This is a genomic window from Methylobacterium sp. 142-1Y, assembly GCF_057747795.1.
Genome location: NZ_CM173224.1, coordinates 3,220,087 through 3,242,692 on the forward strand (window position 1 = coordinate 3,220,087; position 22,606 = coordinate 3,242,692).

The following is a 22,606-nucleotide window of genomic DNA, read 5'->3' on the forward strand; positions in this document are numbered from 1 at the left end:
CCCGCGCCGAGCCGGATATAAGAAGGCCTTTTGGGGGCCGCAAGGCGAGCCGGGCCGGCCCGCGCATCGCGATTTGCGTGGGGCCCACTCGTTGCACGAGGCTCACATGGGACCGCGGGAACGGGCTGCGGGACCGGCTCTGCGTCGGCGGTCGTCTCTCCGCCCTATGGTCAAGCCGCCACGACAATGTTGCGGGCTTGCCACGCCCCTGCCACGGACCGCATGCTAGGACTCCGTCTCAGGACCCTGGGGGACATCGATGCCCATGCCGTTCGGCCTGTGCCTTTTGCCCCGTGCCTTTTCGCCTGGAGCCTGATGACGCCCGTTCGCCCCTCCCCCCGCCCGGTGGCCCTGCCCGTGCTGGCGGCCCTGCCCCTCGCGGCGGTCCTGATGGTGGCGCCGGCTCCGGCCTCGGCCCAGTCCTTCCTCGAGGAATTGTTCGGCATCGGCCGCGCCGCGCGTCCGCCGGTGCCCCCGGCGCCGGTGCCCGGCGGACGCGCTCCGGGCGAGGCGCCGCTGCCCGAGGCCGCGCCCCGGCCCGCTCCCGCCCCGCCGGCGCCCCCGAAGCCCGTGGTGCTGAAGACCCCCAACGACGACGCGATCCTCGGCCAGGACCTGCAGCAGAACGGCAATGCCGGCTCCTTGCGCCTGGAGCGGGCGGGCGGCGGCTTCACGGCCCGCCTGACGCTGGCCGGCACGAAGGTCTCGCAGCCGACGGAAAGTTGCAAGGTCTCCCTCGGCGACGGGCAGCCGCTGGCGCTCACCGACCAGGGCAAGCCCAACGGCGTGACGCAACTGGCCTCCTCCGGCCCGGCCTGCCCGCTGCGGTTCGAGATCCTGGAGGGTAGCGTGATGGTCACGCCGCTCGGCGAGGGCGAGGCCTGCGTCTTCACCGCGTCGGACTGCGCCACGACGCCGAAGGGGATGTGGGGGCCGGGCGCCGCCACCCTGCTGCCGCGGGCGCAGGAATTCGACGCGGCGCGCGGCGTCGCCGACAAGGCGGTGCGCGAGAATTACAAGGTGATGACCCGCCGCGCGTCACGGGAGGACGTGCGGCCGATCGTGACCGAGCAGGCCGCCTTCTCGGCCGACCGGGAGCAGTTCTGCCGCGCCTATGTCCGCGAGGGCTCGCACGGATTCTGCCACCTGCGCTTCTCCGAGGCGCGGGCGCTCTCGCTCGCCACTCGCCTCGGCCTGTCGACGGCCGCCCCGACGGCCAGCAACGCGCCGCGCCCGGCGGCGCGCGTCCGGCGTCCGGCCCCGGCCGTCGAGGGGATGAACCCGGGCTTCGAGGCCGGCGCGCAGGACCAGTAGCACGCTCGCCGGACTCCGCCCGGCAGGGCACGAGCGCCGCCGGGCCGACACCATCCCGTCAGGCGTGGCCGGCGGTGGCCGAGAGCATGGCCGGCTCGATGCCGATGCCGCGCAACGCCCGGTCGTACTTGGTCTCGAGAGAGGTGTTGAAGATCAGCTCCGGATCGGCCGGGCAGTGCAGCCAGCCATTCGCCTGGATCTCGCTCTCGAGCTGGCCGGCCTGCCAGCCGGCATAGCCGAGCGCCAGCACCGCGTTCGCCGGCCCGTTGCCGGCCGCGATCGCCCGCAGGATCTCGATCGTCGCAGTGAGGCAGATGCCGTCGTCGATCAGCAGGGTCGACTGGTCGATGTGGAAATCGGGCGAGTGCAGCACGAAACCCCGGCTCGCCTCGACCGGTCCGCCCATCAGAACCGGCATGTGGCCGATGCGGCTCGGCAGGCGGATCGCGTCGGTCTCGGCGATGATGTCGAGCTGGACCAGGAGGTCCGGCATGTTGAGGTCGGCGGCCGGCTTGTTGACGATGATCCCCATCGCCCCCTCGGCCGAATGCGCACACAGATAGATCACCGAGCGCGAGAAGCGCTCGTCGGCCATGCCCGGCATCGCCACCAGGAGCTGCCCGTCGAGGTAGCTCGGCGCACCAGCCGCACTCTCCCGATCGCCGGCGCGCGGGTCCGTCGCCCCGCCGGAGGCGGGGTCGGGGGAGAGGAGGTCCTGTGGAAATCTGCTGCGCATGAAGCCCATGCTACGCTCCGCCCCGGCGTTGTCCATAGTCCGCTTGGTCCGGCATCCATCCGGTCCGGCGTCCAATCGGGCGGGAACGCGCGGGAAGGCCCGCGGGGTCCCGCCTCGACTCACCGAGACCGCCGCGCTAGACCCCGACCCAACCATTCCGTCAGGAGACCCACGATGACGATCCAGGTCGGCGATCACCTGCCCCAGGCGACCTTCCGGGTGATGGGCCCCGAGGGCCCGACGCCGAAGACCACCGACGACGTGTTCAAGGGCCGCCGCGTGGTGCTGGTGGCGGTGCCGGGCGCCTTCACCCCGACCTGCCACCGCAACCACCTGCCGGGCTACGTCACCCGCCGCGCCGACATCCTGGCCCGCGGCATCGACGCGATCGCGGTGACCTCGGTCAACGACGTGTTCGTGCTCGACGCCTGGTCGAAGGCGGCCGGCGCCGAGGGCATCGAGTTCCTGGCCGACGGCAACGGCGACTTCGCCAAGGCGCTCGGCCTCGACATGGACGGCACCGGCTTCGGCCTCGGCATCCGGTCCAAGCGCTACGCCATGCTGGTCGAGGACGGGGTGGTGCGGGTGCTCAACGTCGAGGACGCGCCGTCGAAGGCGGACGCGTCGGGGGCCGAGGCGCTGTTGAAGGCGCTTTGAGAGTACGGTCGAGGCCTCGTCGGGAAGACCGGCAGGCCTGACCATTGTCAAGGGCCTGTTTGAGTGAGTTGCCCGAACTCGCGACGGTCGCCGCGCGCAGCCCCTTCCCCCCTCTCTGCGGCAGGGCTGTCCGGGGACAGGTAAAAGGCGCGGGGTTCCCCTCTCCCCGCTGGCGGGGAGAGGCCTGAGCTCCGAAGGGGCTCAGGGAGCCCGAAGGGCGAGGGTCAGGGGGTATTTCCGGAGGAGCCTCACTCGTCGAGACCCCCTCACCCCCGCTTCGGCTTTCGCCTCCGCTTGCCGTGTCCCCTGAACGGTGGTGGGATCTTCGATCCCCAGGCCCTCTCCCCGCCCGCAGGGCTGGCGTGTTCACACATCTTGGTTCGAGTGTTTTCCCGCTCAAAGGTAGCGCGCTTCCCCTCCCCCTTGTGGGGAGGGGCTAGGGGTGGGGGTGGTGCCGGATCGAGCGCTATGGTGCCTCCTGCACCACCCCCACCCCTGACCCCTCCCCACAAGGGGGAGGGGAAGCGCGCATATTTACAGAGGGTTATCTCTCTGAGGAGAAGTGTGAATCCGCTAGGCCCGCGGGGAGAGGGAATGTCCTGCGCCTCTTCCTTCCCCGGACAGCCCCGCGCGGAGGGGGGAAGGCCCATGCTCCCGACCGTCGCGCCCGCACCGTGCAACCTGTCGTGTTGATCAGGCAACGGGTCACAGATCGATGAGATGTGAGTCTTGGTGGACGCGTTCGAGGTCGAGACCGGCGCCACCCGGCGGCGACCCATTAGTGACGGTCTCACTGCCGGCTTTGCACACACCGATTTCCAATGGCTCGTCGCCAGGTTGCTCAGTGCGCACTGCCGTGTCTGGCTTGATCGTCATGGGACAACTGGAGCGGGCGAAGGGATTCGAACCCTCGACCCCAACCTTGGCAAGGTTGTGCTCTACCCCTGAGCTACACCCGCTCACGCTGTCAGGCCTGTCGAACTTGGAGCGGGCGAAGGGATTCGAACCCTCGACCCCAACCTTGGCAAGGTTGTGCTCTACCCCTGAGCTACACCCGCCCAAACTCGTTCGGCCTCATGGAAAAACTGGAGCGGGCGAAGGGATTCGAACCCTCGACCCCAACCTTGGCAAGGTTGTGCTCTACCCCTGAGCTACACCCGCTCGCTGTTTTCCGTCGGCGTCACCGTGGCGGCGCCGATGAGCGGCATAAACACCATTCCGCCGGGGAGTGCAAGGGGTTCCGGAGCCGGCTTCGGGCAGGTTCTACCAGGTGGCGGCGGGCGGGGTGCCGTCGCGGATTTCGATCAGCCTCGCCCGGGTCGCCGGGGTGGCATCCGGCGGCAGGGCGTCGAGGGGGAAGAAGGCGGCCTCGGCGATCTCGCGGTCGGGACGCTTCGGCACCGGCAGCGTGAAGGTGCGGGCGACGTAGAGCGCAACATGGTCGCGCTGCGAGGACCGGTTGTTGAAGTAGAAGCCGTGCAAGGCCGGCGTGGCGCCGGGATCGAGCACGATCCCGGTCTCCTCGCGGAATTCCCGGGCCATGGCGTCGAGCGCGGTCTCGCCCGGCTCGACGCCGCCGCCCGGCAGGTGCCAGCCGGCCATGTAGGTGTGGCGCACGAGGCAGACCCGGTTTTCCGGATCGATCGCCGCCCCGCGCACCCCGAGGGTCATCCCGCGGGTGAAGCGCCAGACGAGGTGGGCGCCCCGCATCAGCAGGGCCTGTCGGCGCGTCATCCCGCAATCTCCCTGTCTTTCAGACGACGGTCAGGCGGATCTCGCCGACGCCGGCGATCGTCCCGACCATGGTCTGGCCGCGGGTGACCGCGCCGACGCCCTCCGGCGTGCCGGCGAAGATCACGTCGCCGGGCTCCAGGACGAAGTAGGTCGAGAGATAGGCGATCTGCTCGGCCACAGACCAGATCATGTCGGAGAGGTCGCCCTTCTGGCGCAGAGCGCCGTCGACCGAGAGGGTGATCGCGCCCTTGTCCGGGTGCCCGATGACGGAGGCCGGCTTCAGGGTGCCGACCGGGCCCGACAGGTCCGAGGCCTTGCCGAGCTCCCAGGAGCGGCGCAGCGCCTTGGCGTCGTCCTGGAGGTCGCGGCGGGTCATGTCGAGGCCGACCGCATAGCCGTAGACGTGGTCGAGGGCTTCGGTCACCGGGATGTCGCGGCCGCCCTTGGCGAGCGCCACCACCAGCTCGACCTCGTGGTGGTAGTTCGCGGTCTTCGGCGGATAGGGATGCTCCACCGTCTCGCCGTCGGGCACCACCTGGAGCGCATCGGCGGGTTTCATGAAGAAGAACGGCGGCTCGCGGGTCGGGTCGGCGCCCATCTCGCGGGCATGGGCGGCGAAGTTGCGCCCGACGCAGTACACCCGGCGCACGGGAAACAGGTCGTCGGTGCCTTGGATCGGGAGCGCGGTGCGCGGCGGGTTCGGGATCACGGAGAGCATGTGCCTGCTGTCTCGGGCGAGGTTTCGCGAAGGGCCGCGCATCTTGGAAAAAAGGCCGGCCGACGGTTATCTAGAGGGCGGTTCGGCAAGGCGCCATCCCGCCCCGCCGCAACCCCCTCCCCTGCAGACGCTTCGCCCCGGCGCCCCCCGTGACCCACAGCCTCATCGATACGCTCAGCTCCCGCCTCGGGGCCGCGCACGTCCTCACCGCCGCGACCGACATCGCCCCCCACCTCGCCGAGACCCGCGGCCTCTATCGCGGGGAGGCGCTGGCGGTCGTGCGCCCGCGCAACACCGAGGAAGTCGCCTTCGCGGTCGGGACTTGCGCCGCGGCGCGGGTGCCGGTGGTGGCCCATGGCGGCAATACCGGGCTCGTCGGCGGCGGCGTGCCGTATGGCGGCGTGGTGATCTCGCTGTCCCGCCTCGATCGGGTGCGGGCGGTCGATCCGCTGGATGCCACCATCACGGTCGAGGCCGGCTGCGTGCTCGCCAACGTTCAGCAGGCGGCCGATGCGGCGGGCATGCTGTTTCCGCTGTCGCTCGCCTCCGAGGGCTCGTGCCGGATCGGCGGCAACCTCGCCACCAACGCCGGCGGCACGGCGGTGCTCGCCTACGGCAATGCCCGCGAGCTGACGCTGGGCTTGGAGGTGGTGCTGGCGGACGGACAGGTCTGGAACGGCTTGCGCGCTTTGCGCAAGGACAATTCCGGCTACGACCTCAAGAACCTCTTCGTCGGCTCGGAAGGGACGCTCGGCATCATCACGGCGGCGGTGCTGCGGCTGCACCCCAGGCCCGTCTCGAAGGCGACCGCCTTCCTGGGCCTTGCCTCGGCGCGGGCCGCGCTCGATGCCTTCGGGGCCCTGCGCGACCGGCTCGGGCCCCGGCTCACCGCCTTCGAATACGTGCCGCGCTTTCCCCTGGAGGTGGTCTTGCGCCACCTGCCCGGCGCCGTGCGCCCGCTTGCCGGTGACCACCACTCTTACGCCCTCGTCGAACTGTCCTCGCCGGGCCCCGACGCCGGCGAGGAACTGGAAGCGCGTTTAGGCGGCCTGATCGAATCCGGCCTCGCCGAGGATGCGGTCCTGGCGCAGAGCGAGGCGCAAGCCGCCGCCCTGTGGCGCCTGCGCGAGAGCCTGTCGGAGATGCAGGGGCACGAGGGCGGCTCGATCAAGCACGACGTCTCGGTACCGGTCTCCCGGGTGGCGGAGTTCCTGGAGCGGGCCTCGGCCGCCTGCGAGGCGGCGTTGCCGGGGGTGCGGGTCTGTGCGTTCGGGCATTTCGGCGACGGCAACATCCACTTCAACCTGACCCAGCCGGTCGGGGTCGAGAAGGCGGCCTTCCTCGCCGAGTGGCCGCGCTTCAACCGCATCGTCCACGACATCGTCCACGCCATGGACGGCTCGATCGCCGCCGAGCACGGCGTCGGGCTGATCAAGCGCGACGAGCTGCCCCGCTACAAGGACCCGGTCGCCCTCGACCTGATGCGCCGCCTCAAGGGCGCCCTCGACCCGATGGGAATCCTCAATCCCGGCAAGGTGCTGGCGCCGGTCGAGGGCGGGCCGGCGGCGTTTCCGGTCAAGGTCGCGGCCTCATGATCTCGCTATTCCGTCAGGCACCCGCGGCCCCGGCGGGGCTCACCGCGGCCGCCCTGCTCGGCGCCTTCGAGAGCCTCGGCGACAATTGCGAGTTCGGCATCGCCCAGCGCTATGCCGGCATCGATCCCCTCGGGCTGTTCCGCCTCTCCTCGGCGCCGATCGCCGACCTGACCCACGCGGTCGAGACGCGGTTTTCGCATTACGGCGGTGCGGAGGACATCGAGGTCCGGGTCGGTGCCGGCGGCTACCTGTTCTGCCACAGCCGGCGTTACGGCTTCGCCTACCATACGGGCGACACGGCGCCCCGGGTGAAGCCGGCCGACATCCTCGCGCGAGAGATCCGCCGGGTCGACTACCTGAAGGACAGGCTGCTCGCGGATCTCGCGGTGGGAGACAAGATCCTCGTCCGCAAGGGACCGCCCGGAGAGACGGACATCGCGGTGCGCCGCCTGTTCGCGGCGCTCCGGACGATCGGGCCGGTGACGCTGCTGCGGGTCTGCGAGGCGGGCGAGGTCCCGCCCGGCCGGGTCGTCTGGCGCGGCGAGGGACTGATGCAGGGCACGCTGCCGCATTTCGCGCCCTATGCCACGGCGACCGATGCCGACCTCGCCGGCTGGCTCGCGGTCTGCGGCCGGGCCTACGCGCTCCGCCACAGCCTGGTCGAGGCCCCCGCTCTGGCACCCGACGGCCCGCCGCTCCTCGCGGACCCCGCGACCGCCCGCCACGCCCTCGACGCCGCCGCGCCCGATCCCGGAACGCTCGCTGCCTCCCGCCCCGTCTCCGGATTGCGGGGAAACCGCCTCCACGTCGTTTCGGCGGAGATCCGCTTAGGCGAGGATTTTTCCGGGACCCGGGCCGCCCTCACCTTCGTCGATACTGCGCCTCATGCCCGCCGCGAGGCGGACCTCGCCTGCCGCGGCGCCTGGCAGACGATCTACACCGCCACCCGGACCCGCAAGCGCCAGACCAAGGCGACGATCGGCCTGCTCCTGGCAGGTCCCGCGGGCACCGCGGTCGAGACGCGGAACTGGCGGGTGACGGAAGGGTGCCTGCCGGGGGTGGGGTGACGGCCCTCAGCCCGCCGCCGCCGCCATCGGCAGATCTGCCGGCGGCGCGTAGCCGGCGAGATCGAGCACCCAGCGCCCCTCCCCGTCGGCGGTGAAGCCGAGTCGCGGGTAGAGATCGGCCACCATTCCGTTGCGCCCGCTCGCCCGGTAGAGCCCGACGAGGCGCCGGGCGCCCCGGCGGGCCGCCTGCGCCGCCAGCACCGCGAGCGTCCCTTCCTCGACCCGCCGCCCGAGCACCCGGCAGCTCATCAGCCAGGTCTCGACGACGAGGTCGCTGCCGCCGAGCCGGCCGATGACGACCGCGATCACGCCGTTGTCGCCGAGTCGATCGGTGAGGCGCAACTGGAGCGTCACGGCGTCGGGATCCTCGATCAGCGCCGCGGCTTCGGCCTCGCGCAGGCGCCGCGTGGTGAGGTTGAACTGGTTGGTCTTGTTGACGAGCTGGACGATGCGCGGAAGCCCGAGCGCGTCGAACGGGCGCCAGACGAGCCGCATGCCGAGCCCCGCGAGGGTCGCGGCGAGGTCGGTCTTGCCGACGGATCGGCGCTCGCCGTCCTGCGCGTAGGCGCGGGCCCGCCCGCGATCCTCGTCGGTCAGGGCCACGGCCTCGAAGTAGCCGGCATCGGCAAGGCAGCGGGCGACGAGCGCCGGCTCGTCGGGCACCTCGGGCACCGCCACCATCGGCAGGTGCTCGCGCACGAGCGCGCGCTCGAACGGATTGTCGTCGACGAAGACCAGGGACTCGAGGCCGAGCCGGAGTTCCTCGGCGATGCGCCGGAGGTTGGTCGCCTTGTCGTCCCAGTTCGCCACGAAGGCGGCGAAGTCGGAGAGACGCAGCAGCATGTCGGGATGCTCGGCGAAGGGAAGCCGGGCCGTCTCGGGGTCGTTCTTCGAGCAGGCGGCGAGCACGATGCCGCGGCGTGCGAGGTCGCGGGCATACGATTGGAGCGCCAGGAAGGATTCTCCGAGTGCGCTGCCCTGGCCGACGACGAGTCCGGACAGCCCATCCTCGCCGATCGTCCCGCCCCAGAGCGTGTCGTCGAGGTCGAGCACCAGGGCCTTGGCCGAGCGGCCGAACCGGGCGCCGACGAGCCGGGCGACGAGGTCGCCGTAGAGCGGACCGGCGGCCGGAGTCACCGCCTGGCGGGCCCGCAGCCAAAGGGCCGGATCGTGCCAGGCGTCGAGGCCGTGGCGCGAGACGGCGTCGTCGAGGGCGAGAAGGTCGACGCCCTCCTCGGCCGCCGCATCGCGCAGGGCGGCGTTGAGGCGCAAGCTGCGGGCGGCGAGCGAACCCGGCATCCGATGCTCGTTGCCGCCCATCAGCGGTACTGCGGTCGGCAGCAGCGTCTGCTGGATCACGCCGCAGCCATGCGCCGCCCGAGCCCGGGCCCAGAGGGATGTCAGCCGCTCGATCGCCTCGGCGAGGCCCGCCTCCCCGGCATCGGGGTCGCTCGGTCCGAGGAGGTCGGCGGCGTCGAGGGCGAGCAGCACGACATCGGGCCGGACGGCGCGCAGGGCCTCGCCGTCGATCTCCCGGCGGTACTGGCCATAAGCCCCCTCGTGCACCGAGAGATGAAGGTCGCGGCGCAGGGCCCCGACCCGGATCCCGGCGGCAAGATGGGCGAGCGTCGAGGAACCGAGGAGCGCGAGGCGCCAGGTCGATCCGGACGGGGGGCCGGACGGGAAACGCCGCTGCAGGGCCCGGTCGAGCCGACCGGTCCGCGCCGGATCGAGGCGGGTGCGGGCGAGCGCCGCCAGGGCGTCCCAGGCTTCCGCGTCGGGAAGAGCCTCGATCTCGCCGATTCGGGCGGCGAAGTCCGCCGGCGGCGCCGGCAGCCAGGAGAGGTCGGCGCTCACCGTGGCGCCTTGCGGGCGATCACCGCCGCGAGGTCGCCGACGCTGTGGAGGCCATCGACCTCCCGGGTGGTGAGCTTGATGCCGAACTGCGCCTCGACCGCCACGATCAGCTCGATCATCCGGGTCGAATCCCAGCCCTCGACGTCCTCGGCGGTCAGCTCGGGCGTGAGCGGGATCGGCTCGCCGAACACCTCCTCGAAGAGCGGGGCCAGGGCCGCGAGGGCGGAGTCTTCGGTCATGATCGTGGCCTTTGGTCTACCAGCTCGAACCCATGCCGTCACGCGAGCCGTGCCCTGCGCGCCGGGGTGGGCTGCCTGCTTAGCGTCTTGCATGACGCTACCGAGTTGGTAGCTCAAGCCGACGAGAATCCCGGAGAATCCCCGGCATGAACGCCCGTCCCGACGCCCGCGACTTCGCCACTCCGCAGAAATTCGGCATCGGCCAGCCGGTGCCGCGGGCCGAGGATCCCGTCCTGGTGCGGGGCGAGGGCCGCTATACCGACGATCTCGCCCTGGACGGCCAGGCCTACGGCGTGTTCGTGAGGAGCCCGGTCGCCCACGGGTCCTTGCGCGGCCTCGATGCCGAGGCGGCGCTCGCGATGCCGGGCGTGCTCGCGGTGATCACCGCCGCCGACCTCGACGGCTACGGGACGATCGGCAACGGCCTGCCGTTCAAGAATCAGGACGGCACGCCGATGCGCAAGCCGGACCATCCCTCGCTCAGCATCGGCAAGGTGCGCTATGTCGGCGAGCCTGTCGCCCTGGTGGTGGCCGAGACCCTGGCCGAGGCCCGCGACGCGGCGGAGGCCGTGGTGCTCGACATCGAGGATTTGGGCGTCGTGACCACGCCCGACGAAGCCGCCGCCGAGGGCGCCCCCCTCCTCCACGACGACGCCTCCGGCAACCTGGCGCTGGATTTCCGCACCGGCGACCAGACGGCAACCGAGGCCGCCTTCGCGCGGGCGGCGCATGTCGCCTCCCTCGATCTCCTCAACAACCGCCTCGTCATCAACCCGATGGAGCCGCGCTCGGCCATCGGCGTCCACGATCGGGCAGAGGGCCGCTTCACCCTGCATGTCGGCTCGCAGGGCGTGTTCGGCCTGCGCAACTCCCTCGCCGAGGGCGTGTTGAGGCTGCCCCGCGACAAGGTGCGGGTGCTCACCGGCAATGTCGGCGGCTCCTTCGGCATGAAGGCGCCGGTCTATCCCGAATACCTGCCGCTGCTGGTGGCCGCCAAGCGCCTCGGCCGGCCCGTGAAGTGGACCGACCTGCGCTCCGAGAGTTTCCTCTCCGACCATCACGGCCGCGACGTCGCGGTGACGGCGGAACTCGCGCTCGATGCGGAGGGCAACTTCCTGGCCTTCCGGGTCAAGGGCCGCGCCAATATGGGCGCCTATCTCAACCCGCTCTCGCCCTTGTTCCAGACGGTCAACATCGCCCGCAACATGGTCGGCGTATACCGCACCCCCGTCTACGACGTGGCGGTGGAGTGCCTGTTCACCAACACCACGCCGATCGGCGCCTACCGGGGTGCCGGCCGGCCCGAGGGCAACTACTTCATCGAGCGCCTGATCGACACCGCCGCCGCGGAGATGAACCTCGACCGGGTGGACTTGCGCCGCCGCAACCACATCCGCCCGGCCGACATGCCCTACAAGGCGCCGTCCGGCCTCACCTACGACAGCGGCGACTTCCCGGCCGTGCTCGACCGGGCGCTGAATGCCGCCGACTGGGACGGGTTCGCCGCGAGACGTGCCGAGAGCGAGGCCAGGGGCAAGCTTCGCGGCATCGGCATCGGCGACTATCTCGAGATCACCGCGCCGCCGACCAACGAGATGGGCGGCATCCGCTTCGAGGCCGACGGCACGGTGACGATCGTCACCGGCACCCTCGATTACGGCCAGGGCCACCTGACGCCGTTCGCCCAGGTGCTGCACGACCGCCTCGGCATTCCCCTCGACCGCGTCCGCCTGCTCCAGGGCGACAGCGACCAGCTCATTGCGGGTGGCGGCACCGGCGGCTCGAAATCGCTGATGGCGAGCGGCACGGCGCTCGTCGAGGCCGGCGACCTCGTCATCACCAAGGGCCGCGAGGCGGCGGCCTCGGTACTGGAGGCCGGGCCTGCCGACATCGAGTTCCGCGACGGCCGCTTCACCATCGCGGGCACCGATCGGGGCATCGGCCTCCTGGAGCTGGCCGCCAAGGTGCGGGCCGGCCTGCCCGACCCATCGGCGCCGAAAAGCCTCGACGTCGCCCATACCCACAAGGAATCGCCCTCGGCCTTCCCCAACGGCTGCCACGTCGCCGAGGTCGAGGTGGACCCCGAGACCGGTGTGGCCACGGTGGTGCGCTACACCACGGTCAACGATTTCGGCACGCTGGTGAATCCGATGCTGGTCGAGGGCCAGCTCCATGGCGGCGTGGTCCAGGGCATCGGCCAGGCGCTGATGGAGCGCACGGCCTATGACGAGCAGGGCCAGCTCGTGACCGGCTCGTTCATGGATTACTGCCTGCCACGGGCCTCCGACGCGCCGCCGATGAGCTTCGAGAGCCACGCGGTGCCCGCCACCACCAACCCGCTCGGGGTGAAGGGCTGCGGCGAGGCGGGCTGCGCCGGCTCGCTGCCCTCCGTGATGAACGCCCTCGTCGATGCCCTGCGCCCCCGCGGCATCCGCCACATCAACATGCCGGCGACGCCGCAGGCGATCTGGTCGGCCTTGCGGGACGCGGAGACGGCCGCATGAGCGAGCCCGTGATCCTGGCGGCGCAAGCCCGCGTCGAGACGGCGAACGGCAGCCGCTACCTGACTCAGCTGTGCAAGCACTGGAGCCACAAGTTCCCCGACACGACCTTCACGCCGGAGCGCGGCGTGGTGCCGTTCGGGGAGGACCGCCGCTTCACGGCGGAGGCCGACCCGGAGGGCCTGACCCTGCGGGTCGAGGCGCCGGACCTGGAGGCGTTGACCCGGATGCAGGGCGTGGTGGCCGAGCACCTCGCCCGCTTCGCCTTCCGGGAGGATCTGGGCGGCATCGCCTGGACGCGGGTGGGGTGAGATCCCACACTCCGACCGGATGAGGTCGCGGATAGGATCGACAATGCCGGAAGGCGCGTCGAATCGCCCGACATCGAATGGCGCTTGGCCTCACCGCGTCGACCACGTGCGAACCAGAGGTAACCGCATCCATGACGAACACCCCTGACTTCGACGCCCGCCTCGACCGGCTCGCCGAGGTCGCCGTGAGGGTCGGGCTCGGGCTCCAGCCCGGGCAGGAACTGGTGATGACGGCGCCCCTGGAGGCGCTGCCGCTGGCCCGCCGCATCACCGTCCAGGCCTACAAGGCCGGCGCCTCGGTGGTGACGACCCTGCTCTCCGACGACCAGGCGACGCTGGCGCGCTTCGAGAACGGCCACGACGACGCCTTCGACAAGGCGGCCGGCTGGCTCTACGAGGGCATGGCGCAGGCCTATCGCAGCGGTGCCGCGCGGCTCGCCATCTCGGGCGACGACCCGTCGCTCCTTGCCGGCCAGGACCCGGACAAGGTGGCGCGCGCCAACCGCGCCCGGTCCAAGGCCTACATGCCGGCGCTCGAGCAGATCGCCAACTTCGCCACCAACTGGACCATCGTCTCGGCGGCGAATCCGGCCTGGGCCCGCACGGTGTTCCCGGATCTGCCGGAGGATCAAGCGGTCGCCCGGCTGTGGGACGCGATCTTTGCCGCCTCGCGGGTCGACGGGCCGGATCCGGTCGGCGCCTGGGAGGTGCACAATCGGGCACTCAGCGACCGCACGGCCTCCCTCAACGCCCGCCGCTACGCCGCCCTGCATTTCCGCGGGCCCGGCACCGATCTGACCGTCGGCCTCGCCGACGACCACGAATGGTGCGGCGGCGCCACCACGGCGAAGAACGGCATCGTCTGCAACGCCAACATCCCGACCGAGGAAGTCTTCACCACGCCCCACAAGATGCGGGTGCAGGGCCATGTCAGCGCGACGAAGCCCCTCTCCTACCAGGGCACCCTGATCGACGGGATCGCGGTGCGCTTCGAGGAGGGCCGCATCGTCGAGTCGCGGGCCCGCACCGGGGCCGACGTGCTGGCCAAGGTGATCGACACCGACGAGGGCGCGCGCCGCCTCGGCGAGGTCGCCCTGGTGCCGGCCTCCTCGCCGATCTCGGCTTCGGGGCTCCTGTTCTGCAACACCCTCTACGACGAGAACGCCGCGAGCCACATCGCCTTGGGCCAGGCCTACAGCAAGTGCTTCCTCAACGGCGGCGCGGGCCTCAGCGAGCAGGACCTCGCCGAGCGCGGTGCCAACCGCAGCCTGATCCACATCGACTGGATGATCGGCTCGGCCGAGGTCGACGTGGATGGTATCACGCCGGACGGCCGGTCCGAGCCGCTGATGCGCCGGGGCAAGTGGGTCGACTGACCCGCTATCCGACGTAGATCAGGCGCTTGCCCCGGTTCTCGCCGCGATACAGCGAGGCGATGGCGCCGGGGGCGCCCTCGATGCCCTCGGTGACGTCCTCGTCGAGGGCGATCTTTCCTTCGGCGTACCAGCCCGCCAGCTGCGCCACCGCCTCCTCGAACCGGGCCTTGTGGTCGAGCACCACGAAGCCGCTCCAGACGAGGCGCCTGGTCAGGATCTCGCGCTCGACGCGGGGGCCGGTCGGCGTCTCGGTCCAGCTCGACACCGAGGCGGTGCCGCACTGGACGATCCGGCCACCGACGGCCATCCGCCGCAAGGCCATATCGAGGATCGGCCCGCCGACATTGTCGAAATAGACGTTCACCCCCTCCGGCGCCTCCCGGGCGAGAGCCGCGCTCCACTCCTCCGTACGGTAGTTCCAGGCGGCTTCGTAGCCGTAGGCCTCGCGGCAGCGGGCGACCTTGGCATCGTCCCCGGTGAGACCGAGGGGACGGCAGCCGAGGTTGCGGGCGATCTGGCCGACGAGGCTGCCGACGGCGCCCGCGGCGGTCGAGACCAGCACCGTCTCCCCCGGCCGCGGCCGGCCGAGTTCGGTCAGCCCGAGATGGGCGGTGAGCCCGTTGAGGCCGAGAAGCCCGGCATGGGCCGAGAGCGGCACCGCCTCCCGGCAGCGCCGGAAGATCGCCGAGACCGGGACCGCGGCGTAATCCTGCCAGCCGAACCAGCCGTACAGGAACGCGCCCTCGGCTACCTCCGGACTGTTCGAGCGGACCACGACGCCCACCGCCAGCGCCCGCATCGGCCCGCCGAGGGGCACGGGCTGGGAATAGTTGGCCTCGGCGCTGGCCCAGCCGCGCTGGGCCGGATCGACCGAGAGGTAGAGGTTGCGCACCAGGATCTCGCCCGGGCCCGGCTCCGGCACCGGGACGGCGTCGAGGCCGAAATCGTCGGGTTGCGGGATGCCCGTGGGGCGGCGGGCGAGCAGCACCCGGCGGTTGCGGTCCGGGAGCGTATAGGCGGGAATGTCGGTCGGGCCGGTCACGCGCGTCTCCTCCTGGCGGCGCCGTCTGTGGGCGTCACGCATCCAACTCACGACGTCATCCTGAGGTGCGACCGCAGGGAGTCTCGAAGGAGGGCTCCCGATATCGGCGAGTTCCCTGGAGCCCCCTTCGACATCAGTCGATCTGCGATCGCCGACGCCTCAGGACGAGGTCGTGGATGGAATCGAATTCGCCAGGCAAGTCAAACAGGCACTCACAAGCCCGGCCCCCTGGCAGCCCCGAGGATGCGCCCCGGCCCGTTATTCTCCGCCTGGAGCACCACGACGTAGGAATCGGCGTCGGCCTCGGTGAGGGCGGTGCGGGGTACCTCGTAACGAGCCGGGGCGCCGTGCCAGGAACCGACATGGTGCATGCCCCGCACCACGTTGCGGTAGGTGACGGTGCGGCCGCGATTCTCACCCCGCCCGATCGCGACCTCGCGGGCGCGGGTGACGGGCAGCAGCCACACTTCCGCCGTGCGGCCGGCCTCCGGCGCCGGACCGACATCGATGACGATGCGGTGCGGATCCGCCTCGCTGTGGATCGCGACCGGCAGGCTCGCGGCGGTGCCGGGGTCGCGGATACTGCGTTCCAGGGCCGCCCGGTCGGAGCCGACCACCGTCGCGGCGCCGTTCACCACCGCCTGCGGGGTGAAGACCTGCCGGTCGCCGCGCATGCTCGCATAGGCGCGCTGGCGCGCGGTGAACGAGGTGCTGGCGAGCGTGTCCTTCCAGCCGAGATAATCCCAGTAGGTGACCGGCAGCGTCAGGGCGATCACGCCGGGATCGCGCGCCAGCTCGGTCACCAGCCGGTCGGCCGGCGGACAGGCGGAGCAGCCCTGGCTCGTGAACAGCTCGACCACCGCCCGCGGCGGGTTCGCCTCACCGGCGCAGGCCGGCCCGGGGAGGCCGAGCCAGGCCGGACCGAAGCCGGCGAGCAGGCGGAGGAGGGCTACGCGCGTCATGCCTCATCAACACCCGGCCGGACCGCGGAGAGAAGTCACGTTAGCTTGAGGCTTGGACGTTCGAGGCTTGGACGTTCGAGGCTTGGACGTTCGAGGCTTGGGCGTTCGAGGCTCGGACCGCCGGCGCCGGGACCCGCACCTTCGGCAGCATCGCCGGGCGCCAGCGCCGGTGCATCCACAGCCACTGCTCCGGATGCTCGCGCACCCATCCGGCGATCACGTCGGTCATCGCCTGCATCGCCCCCTGCACGTCGACGGCGCCGCTCGCGTCCCGCGGCAGGGTCAGCGCCGGAGTCAGCTCCAGGCGAAACCGGTCGCCGGGCAGCCGGATCACCCGCACCCCGTGGACCGGGCAGTCGTAGTGCCGGGCGAGCTTGGCCAGGAGCGGGTTCACCAGGGCCGGGTGCCCGAGGAAATCGACCACGACCCCGCGGGTGAAGTGCTGGTCGACCAGCATGCCGAGATGGCCGCCGCGCTCGACCACGCCCTGCATCTTGAAGGCGGCGCCGGGCCCGGCGGCGGTCAGGCCGCCCATGGTGGCGCGGCGGACCTCCTGCACCAGCTGCGCCGCCGCCGGGCTGTTCGGCGGGCGGAACACCGCGCTCGCCTCCAGGCCGAACCGGGCGGCGCAGATCGCCGGCAATTCCCAGTTGCCGAGATGGGCCGAGAAGATCAGCCCCGGCTTGCCGTCGTCGCGTAAACCGAAGAAGTGCTCGATGCCCTCGACCTCGATCCGCCCGGCCTTCGTCGCTGCGGGGTCGTAGTCGAAGATCTCGGCGAGATGCGCGTATTCGGCGCCGGTCCGGCCGAGATTGTCCCAGGAGCCGAGCGCGATGGCGGCGATCTCCGCCTCGCTCTTCTCGGGGAAGGACTGGCGCAGGTTCTTGAGAGCCGTGCGGTGCGAGGGCAGCCGGGGACCGATCGCCCGGGCGATCGCCGCACCCGCCGCCGCGGCGCGGACCGGGCCGAGCAGGCGGGCGAGCGCGAACAGCGCGCGGACCACGAAGACCATCGGCAGGCCGGCGAGGCGGGACAGGGCGCGGTAGAGCCTCAGCTTCAGGCGCAGCACGACGATCTCACGAAGCAATCCGGGCGAGAGAACAGGCAAGGCGGCGGGATCGCGCAGGATTGTCACGCCCTGCCCGTCGCGTCTTCTCGCGCCGGATGCGTTTGCGCAAGGGCGCGCGGGCGGTCCCCGCGCACTTCCTGTGCAACCGTGGCCTTTAGAGCGTCACCAGGATCTTGCCGAACACCTTGCGCGATTCGAGCCGCTCCAGGCCTTGCGCGAAATCGCCGAGCGGCAGCACGGTGTCGATCACCGGATTCATCCCGCCCGCCATCTTGTCGAGGGCGTCGCGGATATTGGCGATGCGGCAGCCGAACGAGCCGGTGATGCGGTATTGCTGCTGGAACAGCTGCATCAGGTTCATGGTGGTGGAGACGCCGGAGGTCGACCCGCAGGTGACGAGCCGCCCGCCACGCTTGAGGCAGAGGAGCGAGCCGTTCCAGGTCTCCGGCCCGACATGCTCGAAGACCACGTCGACGCCCTTGCGCTTGGTGGCCTTGCGCACCTCGCCCTCGAAGCGCTCGGTCCGGTAGTTGATGACGTGGTCGGCGCCGAGGGCCCTGGCCTTCTCGCCCTTGGCGTCGTCGCCGACGGTGGTGAACACCGTGCAGCCGATCGCTTTCGCCATCTTGATCGCCGTGGTGCCGATGCCCGACCCGCCGGCATGGACCAGGATGGTCTCGCCGGGTTCGAGCTTGGCGTTGTCGAACAGCATGTGCTGCACGGTGCCGAAGGCGATCGGCGCGCAGGCGGCGTCGGTGAAGCTGACGTTGTCGGGCACCCGCACGACGAGGCGCGCCGGCAGGTTGACGTAGTCGCGGGCGAAGCCGTCGACGTGGAAGCCGAGCACGCCGCCGACATCCTCGCAGAGGTTGTCGCGGCCCTCGCGGCAGGCGCGGCATTTGCCGCAGGTCAGCGCACCGTAGGGCGCGACCTTGTCGCCGACCTTGAGACCCTCGACGCCCTCGCCGAGGGCCGCGACCTCGCCGGCCGCCTCGGCCCCCACGGTGAGCGGCAGTTTGCGCTTGGCGAAGGCCATGCCGCGAAAGCCCCACACGTCGATGAAGTTCAGGCCGACGGCGCGGACCCGGATCTGCACCTCGCCGGGGCCGGGGGCATCCGGGTCGGGGACCTCGGTCAGGCGCAGGTCGCGGTCGCCGAAGAGCTGGAGGGCTTTCATGGGGGTCCTTCGTCAGACGAGCGCCTTCCCCTCCCCCCTGTGGGGAGGGGCTAGGGGTGGGGGTGGTGCCGGAGAGGCCTCGCGCTGCTCTACGCGGCACTACCCCCACCTCCGGCTCCTCCCCACAACTTGCAGCGATACCGGGCAAGCCCGGGATCGCCGGGGGGAGGAGAGGCGCGCTACATGTAAACGGAAGAACACACGGGAGAGGGTATCCCGCGCCTTCGTGTCAGCCGGAGGTAAACCGGCGGGCCGGGAACGACAACCGACGTCACTCCGGCGTCAGATACCGCCGCCGCGCCCAGCCCACGATGGGGCCGAGCTTCACCCGGCACCAGGTCAGGCCGCTCGGGGTGTCGTTGGTGCAACCGAAGCCGCGCAGGCGCCCGCGGGGCGGGGCCTGGCCCAGGGCCGGCGAGTCGGCGTCCGGTGCCTCGCGGATGCTGAGCGTGTCCCCCGGGGGCAGCCCCTCGACCCGGAAGACCTCCAGCCGGCCGAAGTCCTGCGCCTGGACGGAGGCCGGTGCGAGGAGGAGGAGCGCCGCCGCGGCGGCGCGCACGAGAGGGTGCCGCATGGATCCGGTTCGTCAGGTGCGATGGATGCCCATCATCGCGGTCAGCCCGCCATCCACCGGCAGCACCGCGCCGGTGATGTAGCCCGCCCCGGGGCTCAGCAGGAATGCGACGAGATCGGCCACCTCCGCCGGTGCGGCGAAGCGCCCGGCGGGGATCTGCTTCTCCATCCCGGACCGGTGGGCGGCGTAGGGCGCCATCATGTCGGTATCGATGAAGCCCGGCGCGACCACGTTGACGGTGACGCCGCGGCGCGCGGATTCGATCGCGAGCGTGCGGCAATAGGCGATCAGCGCGCCCTTGGTCGCGGCGTAGGCGGCGTTCCCCGGATTGGCCCGGAGCGCCGCCACCGAGCCGATCGCCACGATGCGCCCGGTCTTGGCCCGTGTCATCGGCCGTACCAGCGCCTTGGCGAGGCGGGTCAGCGACCAGAAATTGACCTGCATCGCACTTTCCGCCCGGTCCTGGTCGAGCACGGCGGCGAGGCTGTCGCAGGGTTGGCCGGCATTGTGGACGAGGCCGAAGATCCCCTCGCCCTCCATCACGGCGCAGAAATCGTCGAGCGCCGCCTTGTCCGCGAGGTCGAGGCCGTGGGGCCGCACCCGCTGCTCGGGGTGGAGGGCGGTGAGTTCGAGGGCCAAAGCCTCGGCTGCAGCTTGCGAGCCGCGATAGGTGAAGTCGACGTCGTGGCCGGACGCCATCAGCGCCCGCACGATCGCGGCCCCTAAGCCCCGCCCGCCACCGGTGACGAGCACGCGGCGGTTATGGATCGCAGCGCTCATCGAATGGGGGCTCCTGCCGGCTCCGCCCCGAACACCAGGCAGGTGTTCTGTCCGCCGAAGCCGAAGGAGTTCGAGAGCACCGTCGTCACCGGCACGTCCCGGGCGGTCGTCACCACGTCGAGGGGGATCGCCGGATCGGGGATCGTGTAGTTCAGGGTCGGCGGCACCCTGCCATGGGCGATGGTAAGGAGCGAGAACGCGGCCTCGACGGCGCCGGCGGCGGTGAGCGTGTGGCCGATCATCGACTTGTTGGAGGAGATCGGCACCGAGCGCATCCGCTCGCCGAACACCGCGAGGCAGCCCATCGCCTCCATCTTGTCGTTCTCCGGCGTGCCGGTGCCGTGGGCGTTCACCGTGTCGATCCGGTCGGGATGCAGGCCGGCATCGTCGAGCGCCGCGCGGATCGCCGCGACGACCGGGGCGCCGTCGGGGCTCGACCGGGTGCGGTGGAAGCCATCGCCCTTCTCGCCGCAGCCGAGGACGTAGCCGAGGATTGTGGCGCCGCGGGCCCGGGCGTGGCCTGCGCTCTCCAGCACCAGGGCGGCGGCGCCCTCGCCCATCACGAAGCCGTCGCGATTCTTGGCGAAGGGCTTGGAGGCGGCCTCGGGCGGGTCGTTCTGGGTCGAGAGGGCGGAGAGCAGCGAGAACCGGATCAGCGATTCCGGGTTCACCGAGCCGTCGGTGCCGATGCAGAGCGCCGCCTCGACCTCGCCGCGGCGGATCGCCTCGACGCCGAGCTGGATCGCGGTCGCGCCCGACGAGCAGGCGGTCGAGAGCGAGATCGGCGAGCCCCGGGTGCCGAAGCGATCGGCGATCCGGTCGGCGACGGTGCCGAAGATGAAGAGGTCGTGCCAGTCGTCGAAGCGCCGACTCGCGGCGGCCCGCAACAGGTCCGCGTAGGTCACGTCGCCGTTGGTCGCCGCGGCCTCGGCGAGGGCCTGGCGCTGCGGCCACTCGATCTCGACCGGCGGCACCGCCATGAACAGCGCGCCCGGGAAATCGCCGGAGAGGCCTGCCTGCGCCACCGCCTCGTCGGCGGCGGCCTCGGCGAAACGCTGCGAGAGGAGCGGCGCCACCATCGGGTCGGCGGCGATGAAGTCCACCGTGCCGGCGATGCGGGTGCGCAGGCCCTCGGTCGGGAAGCGGGTGATGGCGTGGATGCCGGAGCGCCCGGAGGTCAGCGCCGCCCAGTTGTCGGCGGCGCCCTGGCCCAGCGAGGTCACCATGCCGAGGCCGGTGACCGCCACCAGGGGGCGGCCCATCGCGTCGCGGTCGCGGCTCATGCGGTTTCCCCTGCGGTGGTGAGGCGCAGCACACCCTCGCCCCGGCGATGGCCGACCGTCGTGACGGCGACCTCGCGCGCCTCGCCCGCCGCCACCAGAGCGGCGGCAATAGCGGCGCCGAAGGGCGCGGCGGCCTCCAGCGTGTGGCCGGTCAGGTCGCCGAGCGCCCGGACCGGTGCCTGCGGCGCCAGGGCCTTCAGCGCCCCGCGCTCTTCGCCGGTGATGCCGGCGCAGCCGGTGGCGGCCGAGATCACGGCGTCCGGCTGGGTGACGCCCGCTTGGCCCCAAAGACCCTTCAGACTCGCCGCCACGCTGCCGTCAAGGCGCTTGGTGCGGTCGCTCGCCACCGCGTCGAGCCGGGCCAGCGCCCGGGCGCCGCGGGCCCTGGCGTGGTCCTCGGCCTCCAGAACCAGGAAGGCCGCGCCGGAGCCGAGAATGAAGCCCGGCGCGTCGCCGCGCTCGAAGACCGGGCGGTAATCGGGTTTGCGGAGGTAGCCGCCCATCTCGTGGATCAGCAGCACGTCGGCCCGCTCGGCATTGTACGAGCCGCCGACGAGAACGATGTCGAGCTGGCCGGCGGCGATGCGGCTTTGCGCGATGCGCAAGGCATCCACGCCGCTCGATTCCTCGCCCATGAAGGTGCGCGAGGCGCCGGTGACGCCGTGCACGATGGCGATGTTGCCGGCGAGCAGGTTGGAGAGCTGGGCGAGGAAGAGCGTCGGCCGCAGGTCGTTCAGCAGGCGCTCGTTGAGGTAGCGGCCGGGATCGTCGGCCTCCCGCAGCCCGGTGAGGATTTGGCCGTCGACCGCGTAGTCGCGCTCGCCGCCGCCCGCTGCCACGACGAGATGCATGGCGCTTTTGAGCACCGTATCCGCCTTGGCGCCGGCCGCCTCGAGAGCGAGGCCGGCCGCGTAGACGCCGAGCCGCTGCCACGGCTCCATCTGCCGCTGGTCGGATTTCTTGGGGATCTGCCCGTCGAGGGTCAGAGGCACGACCGGATGGACCGGATACGGCGCGAAGGTCTCGGTCTCGGTGCGCGGCGCCTCGCCGGCCCGGTAGGCCGAGACATGCGCCTCGACGCCCTCGCCCGCGCAGGAGACGAGCCCGAGGCCCGTGACGACAACAGGCCTGGTCACGAATCCGCTCCGTCGGGGAGGCCGATGCGGGCGGTGCGCTCGCGCATGAGCGCGCCGAGACCATCCGGGAACGGCATGCTCCGGAACCGCAATTCGGCGTTGCAGATCGGCTTGCCGTCGGAGCGGATCGCCGCCTTGGTCACGGCGTAGCCCGAGCCGTCATGCTCCAGGCTCGCCTCGACCTCCAGCACGGCCCCGGGACCGACGAAGGAGCGGAAGCGCGCCTTGTCGACGCCCATCAGGAACGGCATGTGGCTGAACGACGCACGGGCGAGAAGCAGGTAGCCGGAGGCCTGCGCCATCGTCTCGGTGAGGAGCACGCCGGGCACCAGGGGGTGGCCGGGGAAATGCCCCTCGAAGACCGGGCTCGCGTCCGGCACCGTGGCCAAAGCCGCGATGCGCCCCTCGGCGCGGTCGAGGCTCACGACCCGGTCGATCATGTCGAAATATTCGAGGCGCATCCCGGCGGCCGCCTAAA

At 71.5% G+C, this 22,606-nt stretch carries 21 protein-coding genes and 3 tRNA genes; 7 read left to right on the forward strand and 17 right to left on the reverse strand.

The genetic code is table 11. The annotated features are described in order from the left end of the window. The first annotated feature begins 315 nt into the window (after nucleotides 1-315). Complete coding sequence (locus tag AC3AOF_RS14575) at nucleotides 316-1,314, forward strand: cupin domain-containing protein (protein WP_236990127.1); 999 nt, start codon at nucleotides 316-318, stop codon at nucleotides 1,312-1,314. Nucleotides 1,315-1,372: 58 nt separating this feature from the next. Here the strand turns inward: AC3AOF_RS14575 and AC3AOF_RS14580 are convergent, their stop codons facing one another. Continuing rightward, a complete protein-coding gene (locus AC3AOF_RS14580; RefSeq protein ID WP_236992788.1) occupies nucleotides 1,373-1,918 on the reverse strand; it encodes a YqgE/AlgH family protein in 546 nt (181 codons plus the stop codon). A 306-nt stretch (nucleotides 1,919-2,224) separates the two neighbouring features. On the opposite strand from AC3AOF_RS14580, the gene AC3AOF_RS14585 reads away from it, so the two are divergent. Next, complete coding sequence (locus AC3AOF_RS14585) at nucleotides 2,225-2,707, forward strand: peroxiredoxin (protein ID WP_236990126.1); 483 nt, start codon at nucleotides 2,225-2,227, stop codon at nucleotides 2,705-2,707. 884 nt (nucleotides 2,708-3,591) lie between these two features. On the opposite strand, the gene AC3AOF_RS14590 is transcribed toward AC3AOF_RS14585, so the two are convergent. The 5 genes from AC3AOF_RS14590 to AC3AOF_RS14610 form a co-directional block, all read right to left on the reverse strand. Then, nucleotides 3,592-3,666: transfer RNA gene (locus AC3AOF_RS14590), tRNA-Gly, on the reverse strand. A gap of 24 nt (nucleotides 3,667-3,690) precedes the next feature. Then, nucleotides 3,691-3,765 (reverse strand) — tRNA-Gly (locus tag AC3AOF_RS14595). 28 nt (nucleotides 3,766-3,793) lie between these two features. Beyond that, a tRNA-Gly gene (locus AC3AOF_RS14600) sits at nucleotides 3,794-3,868 on the reverse strand. A 102-nt stretch (nucleotides 3,869-3,970) separates the two neighbouring features. Continuing rightward, nucleotides 3,971-4,441, reverse strand: coding sequence for an NUDIX domain-containing protein (locus AC3AOF_RS14605; RefSeq protein ID WP_488348910.1), 471 nt, complete (start codon nucleotides 4,439-4,441; stop codon nucleotides 3,971-3,973). A 19-nt stretch (nucleotides 4,442-4,460) separates the two neighbouring features. Then, nucleotides 4,461-5,159 carry a fumarylacetoacetate hydrolase family protein gene (locus AC3AOF_RS14610; RefSeq protein ID WP_236990124.1) on the reverse strand — a complete coding sequence of 233 codons (699 nt, stop codon included), beginning with the start codon at nucleotides 5,157-5,159 and terminating at the stop codon, nucleotides 4,461-4,463. A 149-nt stretch (nucleotides 5,160-5,308) separates the two neighbouring features. On the opposite strand from AC3AOF_RS14610, the gene AC3AOF_RS14615 reads away from it, so the two are divergent. Then, entirely contained in the window at nucleotides 5,309-6,754 is a 1,446-nt protein-coding gene (locus AC3AOF_RS14615) for an FAD-binding oxidoreductase (protein ID WP_236990123.1), read from the forward strand. Continuing rightward, entirely contained in the window at nucleotides 6,751-7,821 is a 1,071-nt protein-coding gene (locus tag AC3AOF_RS14620; protein ID WP_488348911.1) for a hypothetical protein, read from the forward strand. Before AC3AOF_RS14615 ends, AC3AOF_RS14620 begins: the two co-directional genes overlap by 4 nt. 6 nt (nucleotides 7,822-7,827) lie before the next feature. Here the strand turns inward: AC3AOF_RS14620 and AC3AOF_RS14625 are convergent, their stop codons facing one another. Next, nucleotides 7,828-9,678 carry an HAD-IIIC family phosphatase gene (locus AC3AOF_RS14625; protein WP_488348912.1) on the reverse strand — a complete coding sequence of 617 codons (1,851 nt, stop codon included), beginning with the start codon at nucleotides 9,676-9,678 and terminating at the stop codon, nucleotides 7,828-7,830. Continuing rightward, nucleotides 9,675-9,917 (reverse strand): acyl carrier protein, encoded by a 243-nt coding sequence (locus tag AC3AOF_RS14630; RefSeq protein WP_236990120.1) that lies wholly within the window; start codon nucleotides 9,915-9,917, stop codon nucleotides 9,675-9,677. Before AC3AOF_RS14630 ends, AC3AOF_RS14625 begins: the two co-directional genes overlap by 4 nt. Before the next feature lie 146 nt (nucleotides 9,918-10,063). On the opposite strand from AC3AOF_RS14630, the gene AC3AOF_RS14635 reads away from it, so the two are divergent. The 3 genes from AC3AOF_RS14635 (at nucleotide 10,064) to AC3AOF_RS14645 (ending at nucleotide 14,105) form a co-directional block, all read left to right on the forward strand. Next, nucleotides 10,064-12,421: a xanthine dehydrogenase family protein molybdopterin-binding subunit gene (locus tag AC3AOF_RS14635; protein WP_236990119.1), complete on the forward strand. Its 2,358-nt coding sequence runs from the start codon at nucleotides 10,064-10,066 to the stop codon at nucleotides 12,419-12,421. Beyond that, nucleotides 12,418-12,729: a DUF2218 domain-containing protein gene (locus AC3AOF_RS14640; RefSeq protein ID WP_442919269.1), complete on the forward strand. Its 312-nt coding sequence runs from the start codon at nucleotides 12,418-12,420 to the stop codon at nucleotides 12,727-12,729. Before AC3AOF_RS14635 ends, AC3AOF_RS14640 begins: the two co-directional genes overlap by 4 nt. Nucleotides 12,730-12,860: 131 nt before the next feature. Further along, nucleotides 12,861-14,105, forward strand: a complete 1,245-nt coding sequence (locus tag AC3AOF_RS14645) for an aminopeptidase (protein WP_488348913.1) — start codon at nucleotides 12,861-12,863, stop codon at nucleotides 14,103-14,105. A 4-nt stretch (nucleotides 14,106-14,109) separates the two neighbouring features. Here AC3AOF_RS14645 and AC3AOF_RS14650 read toward each other — a convergent pair whose 3' ends face one another. The 9 genes from AC3AOF_RS14650 to AC3AOF_RS14690 all read right to left on the reverse strand — a co-directional run bounded on the left by AC3AOF_RS14650 (nucleotide 14,110) and on the right by AC3AOF_RS14690 (nucleotide 22,589). Further along, nucleotides 14,110-15,147, reverse strand: coding sequence for an NADP-dependent oxidoreductase (locus AC3AOF_RS14650; protein WP_488348914.1), 1,038 nt, complete (start codon nucleotides 15,145-15,147; stop codon nucleotides 14,110-14,112). A gap of 212 nt (nucleotides 15,148-15,359) precedes the next feature. After that, nucleotides 15,360-16,109 carry a DUF1223 domain-containing protein gene (locus AC3AOF_RS14655; RefSeq protein ID WP_236990116.1) on the reverse strand — a complete coding sequence of 250 codons (750 nt, stop codon included), beginning with the start codon at nucleotides 16,107-16,109 and terminating at the stop codon, nucleotides 15,360-15,362. A gap of 40 nt (nucleotides 16,110-16,149) precedes the next feature. Further along, entirely contained in the window at nucleotides 16,150-17,178 is a 1,029-nt protein-coding gene (locus AC3AOF_RS14660; protein ID WP_488348994.1) for a lipid A biosynthesis lauroyl acyltransferase, read from the reverse strand. A gap of 154 nt (nucleotides 17,179-17,332) precedes the next feature. After that, entirely contained in the window at nucleotides 17,333-18,355 is a 1,023-nt protein-coding gene (locus AC3AOF_RS14665; protein ID WP_488348915.1) for a zinc-binding dehydrogenase, read from the reverse strand. A 271-nt stretch (nucleotides 18,356-18,626) separates the two neighbouring features. After that, on the reverse strand, nucleotides 18,627-18,929 hold the full coding sequence (locus AC3AOF_RS14670) for an SH3 domain-containing protein (RefSeq protein WP_236990114.1): 303 nt from the start codon (nucleotides 18,927-18,929) through the stop codon (nucleotides 18,627-18,629). A 12-nt stretch (nucleotides 18,930-18,941) separates the two neighbouring features. After that, nucleotides 18,942-19,709 (reverse strand): SDR family oxidoreductase, encoded by a 768-nt coding sequence (locus AC3AOF_RS14675; RefSeq protein ID WP_488348916.1) that lies wholly within the window; start codon nucleotides 19,707-19,709, stop codon nucleotides 18,942-18,944. Further along, nucleotides 19,706-20,992 carry a beta-ketoacyl-ACP synthase gene (locus AC3AOF_RS14680; RefSeq protein ID WP_488348917.1) on the reverse strand — a complete coding sequence of 429 codons (1,287 nt, stop codon included), beginning with the start codon at nucleotides 20,990-20,992 and terminating at the stop codon, nucleotides 19,706-19,708. The genes AC3AOF_RS14675 and AC3AOF_RS14680 overlap by 4 nt, the downstream gene beginning before the upstream one ends. Continuing rightward, complete coding sequence (locus AC3AOF_RS14685; protein WP_488348918.1) at nucleotides 20,989-22,128, reverse strand: beta-ketoacyl-ACP synthase; 1,140 nt, start codon at nucleotides 22,126-22,128, stop codon at nucleotides 20,989-20,991. The genes AC3AOF_RS14680 and AC3AOF_RS14685 overlap by 4 nt, the downstream gene beginning before the upstream one ends. Further along, nucleotides 22,125-22,589, reverse strand: a complete 465-nt coding sequence (locus AC3AOF_RS14690; protein WP_488348919.1) for a 3-hydroxyacyl-ACP dehydratase FabZ family protein — start codon at nucleotides 22,587-22,589, stop codon at nucleotides 22,125-22,127. Before AC3AOF_RS14690 ends, AC3AOF_RS14685 begins: the two co-directional genes overlap by 4 nt. Nucleotides 22,590-22,606 lie beyond the last annotated feature (17 nt).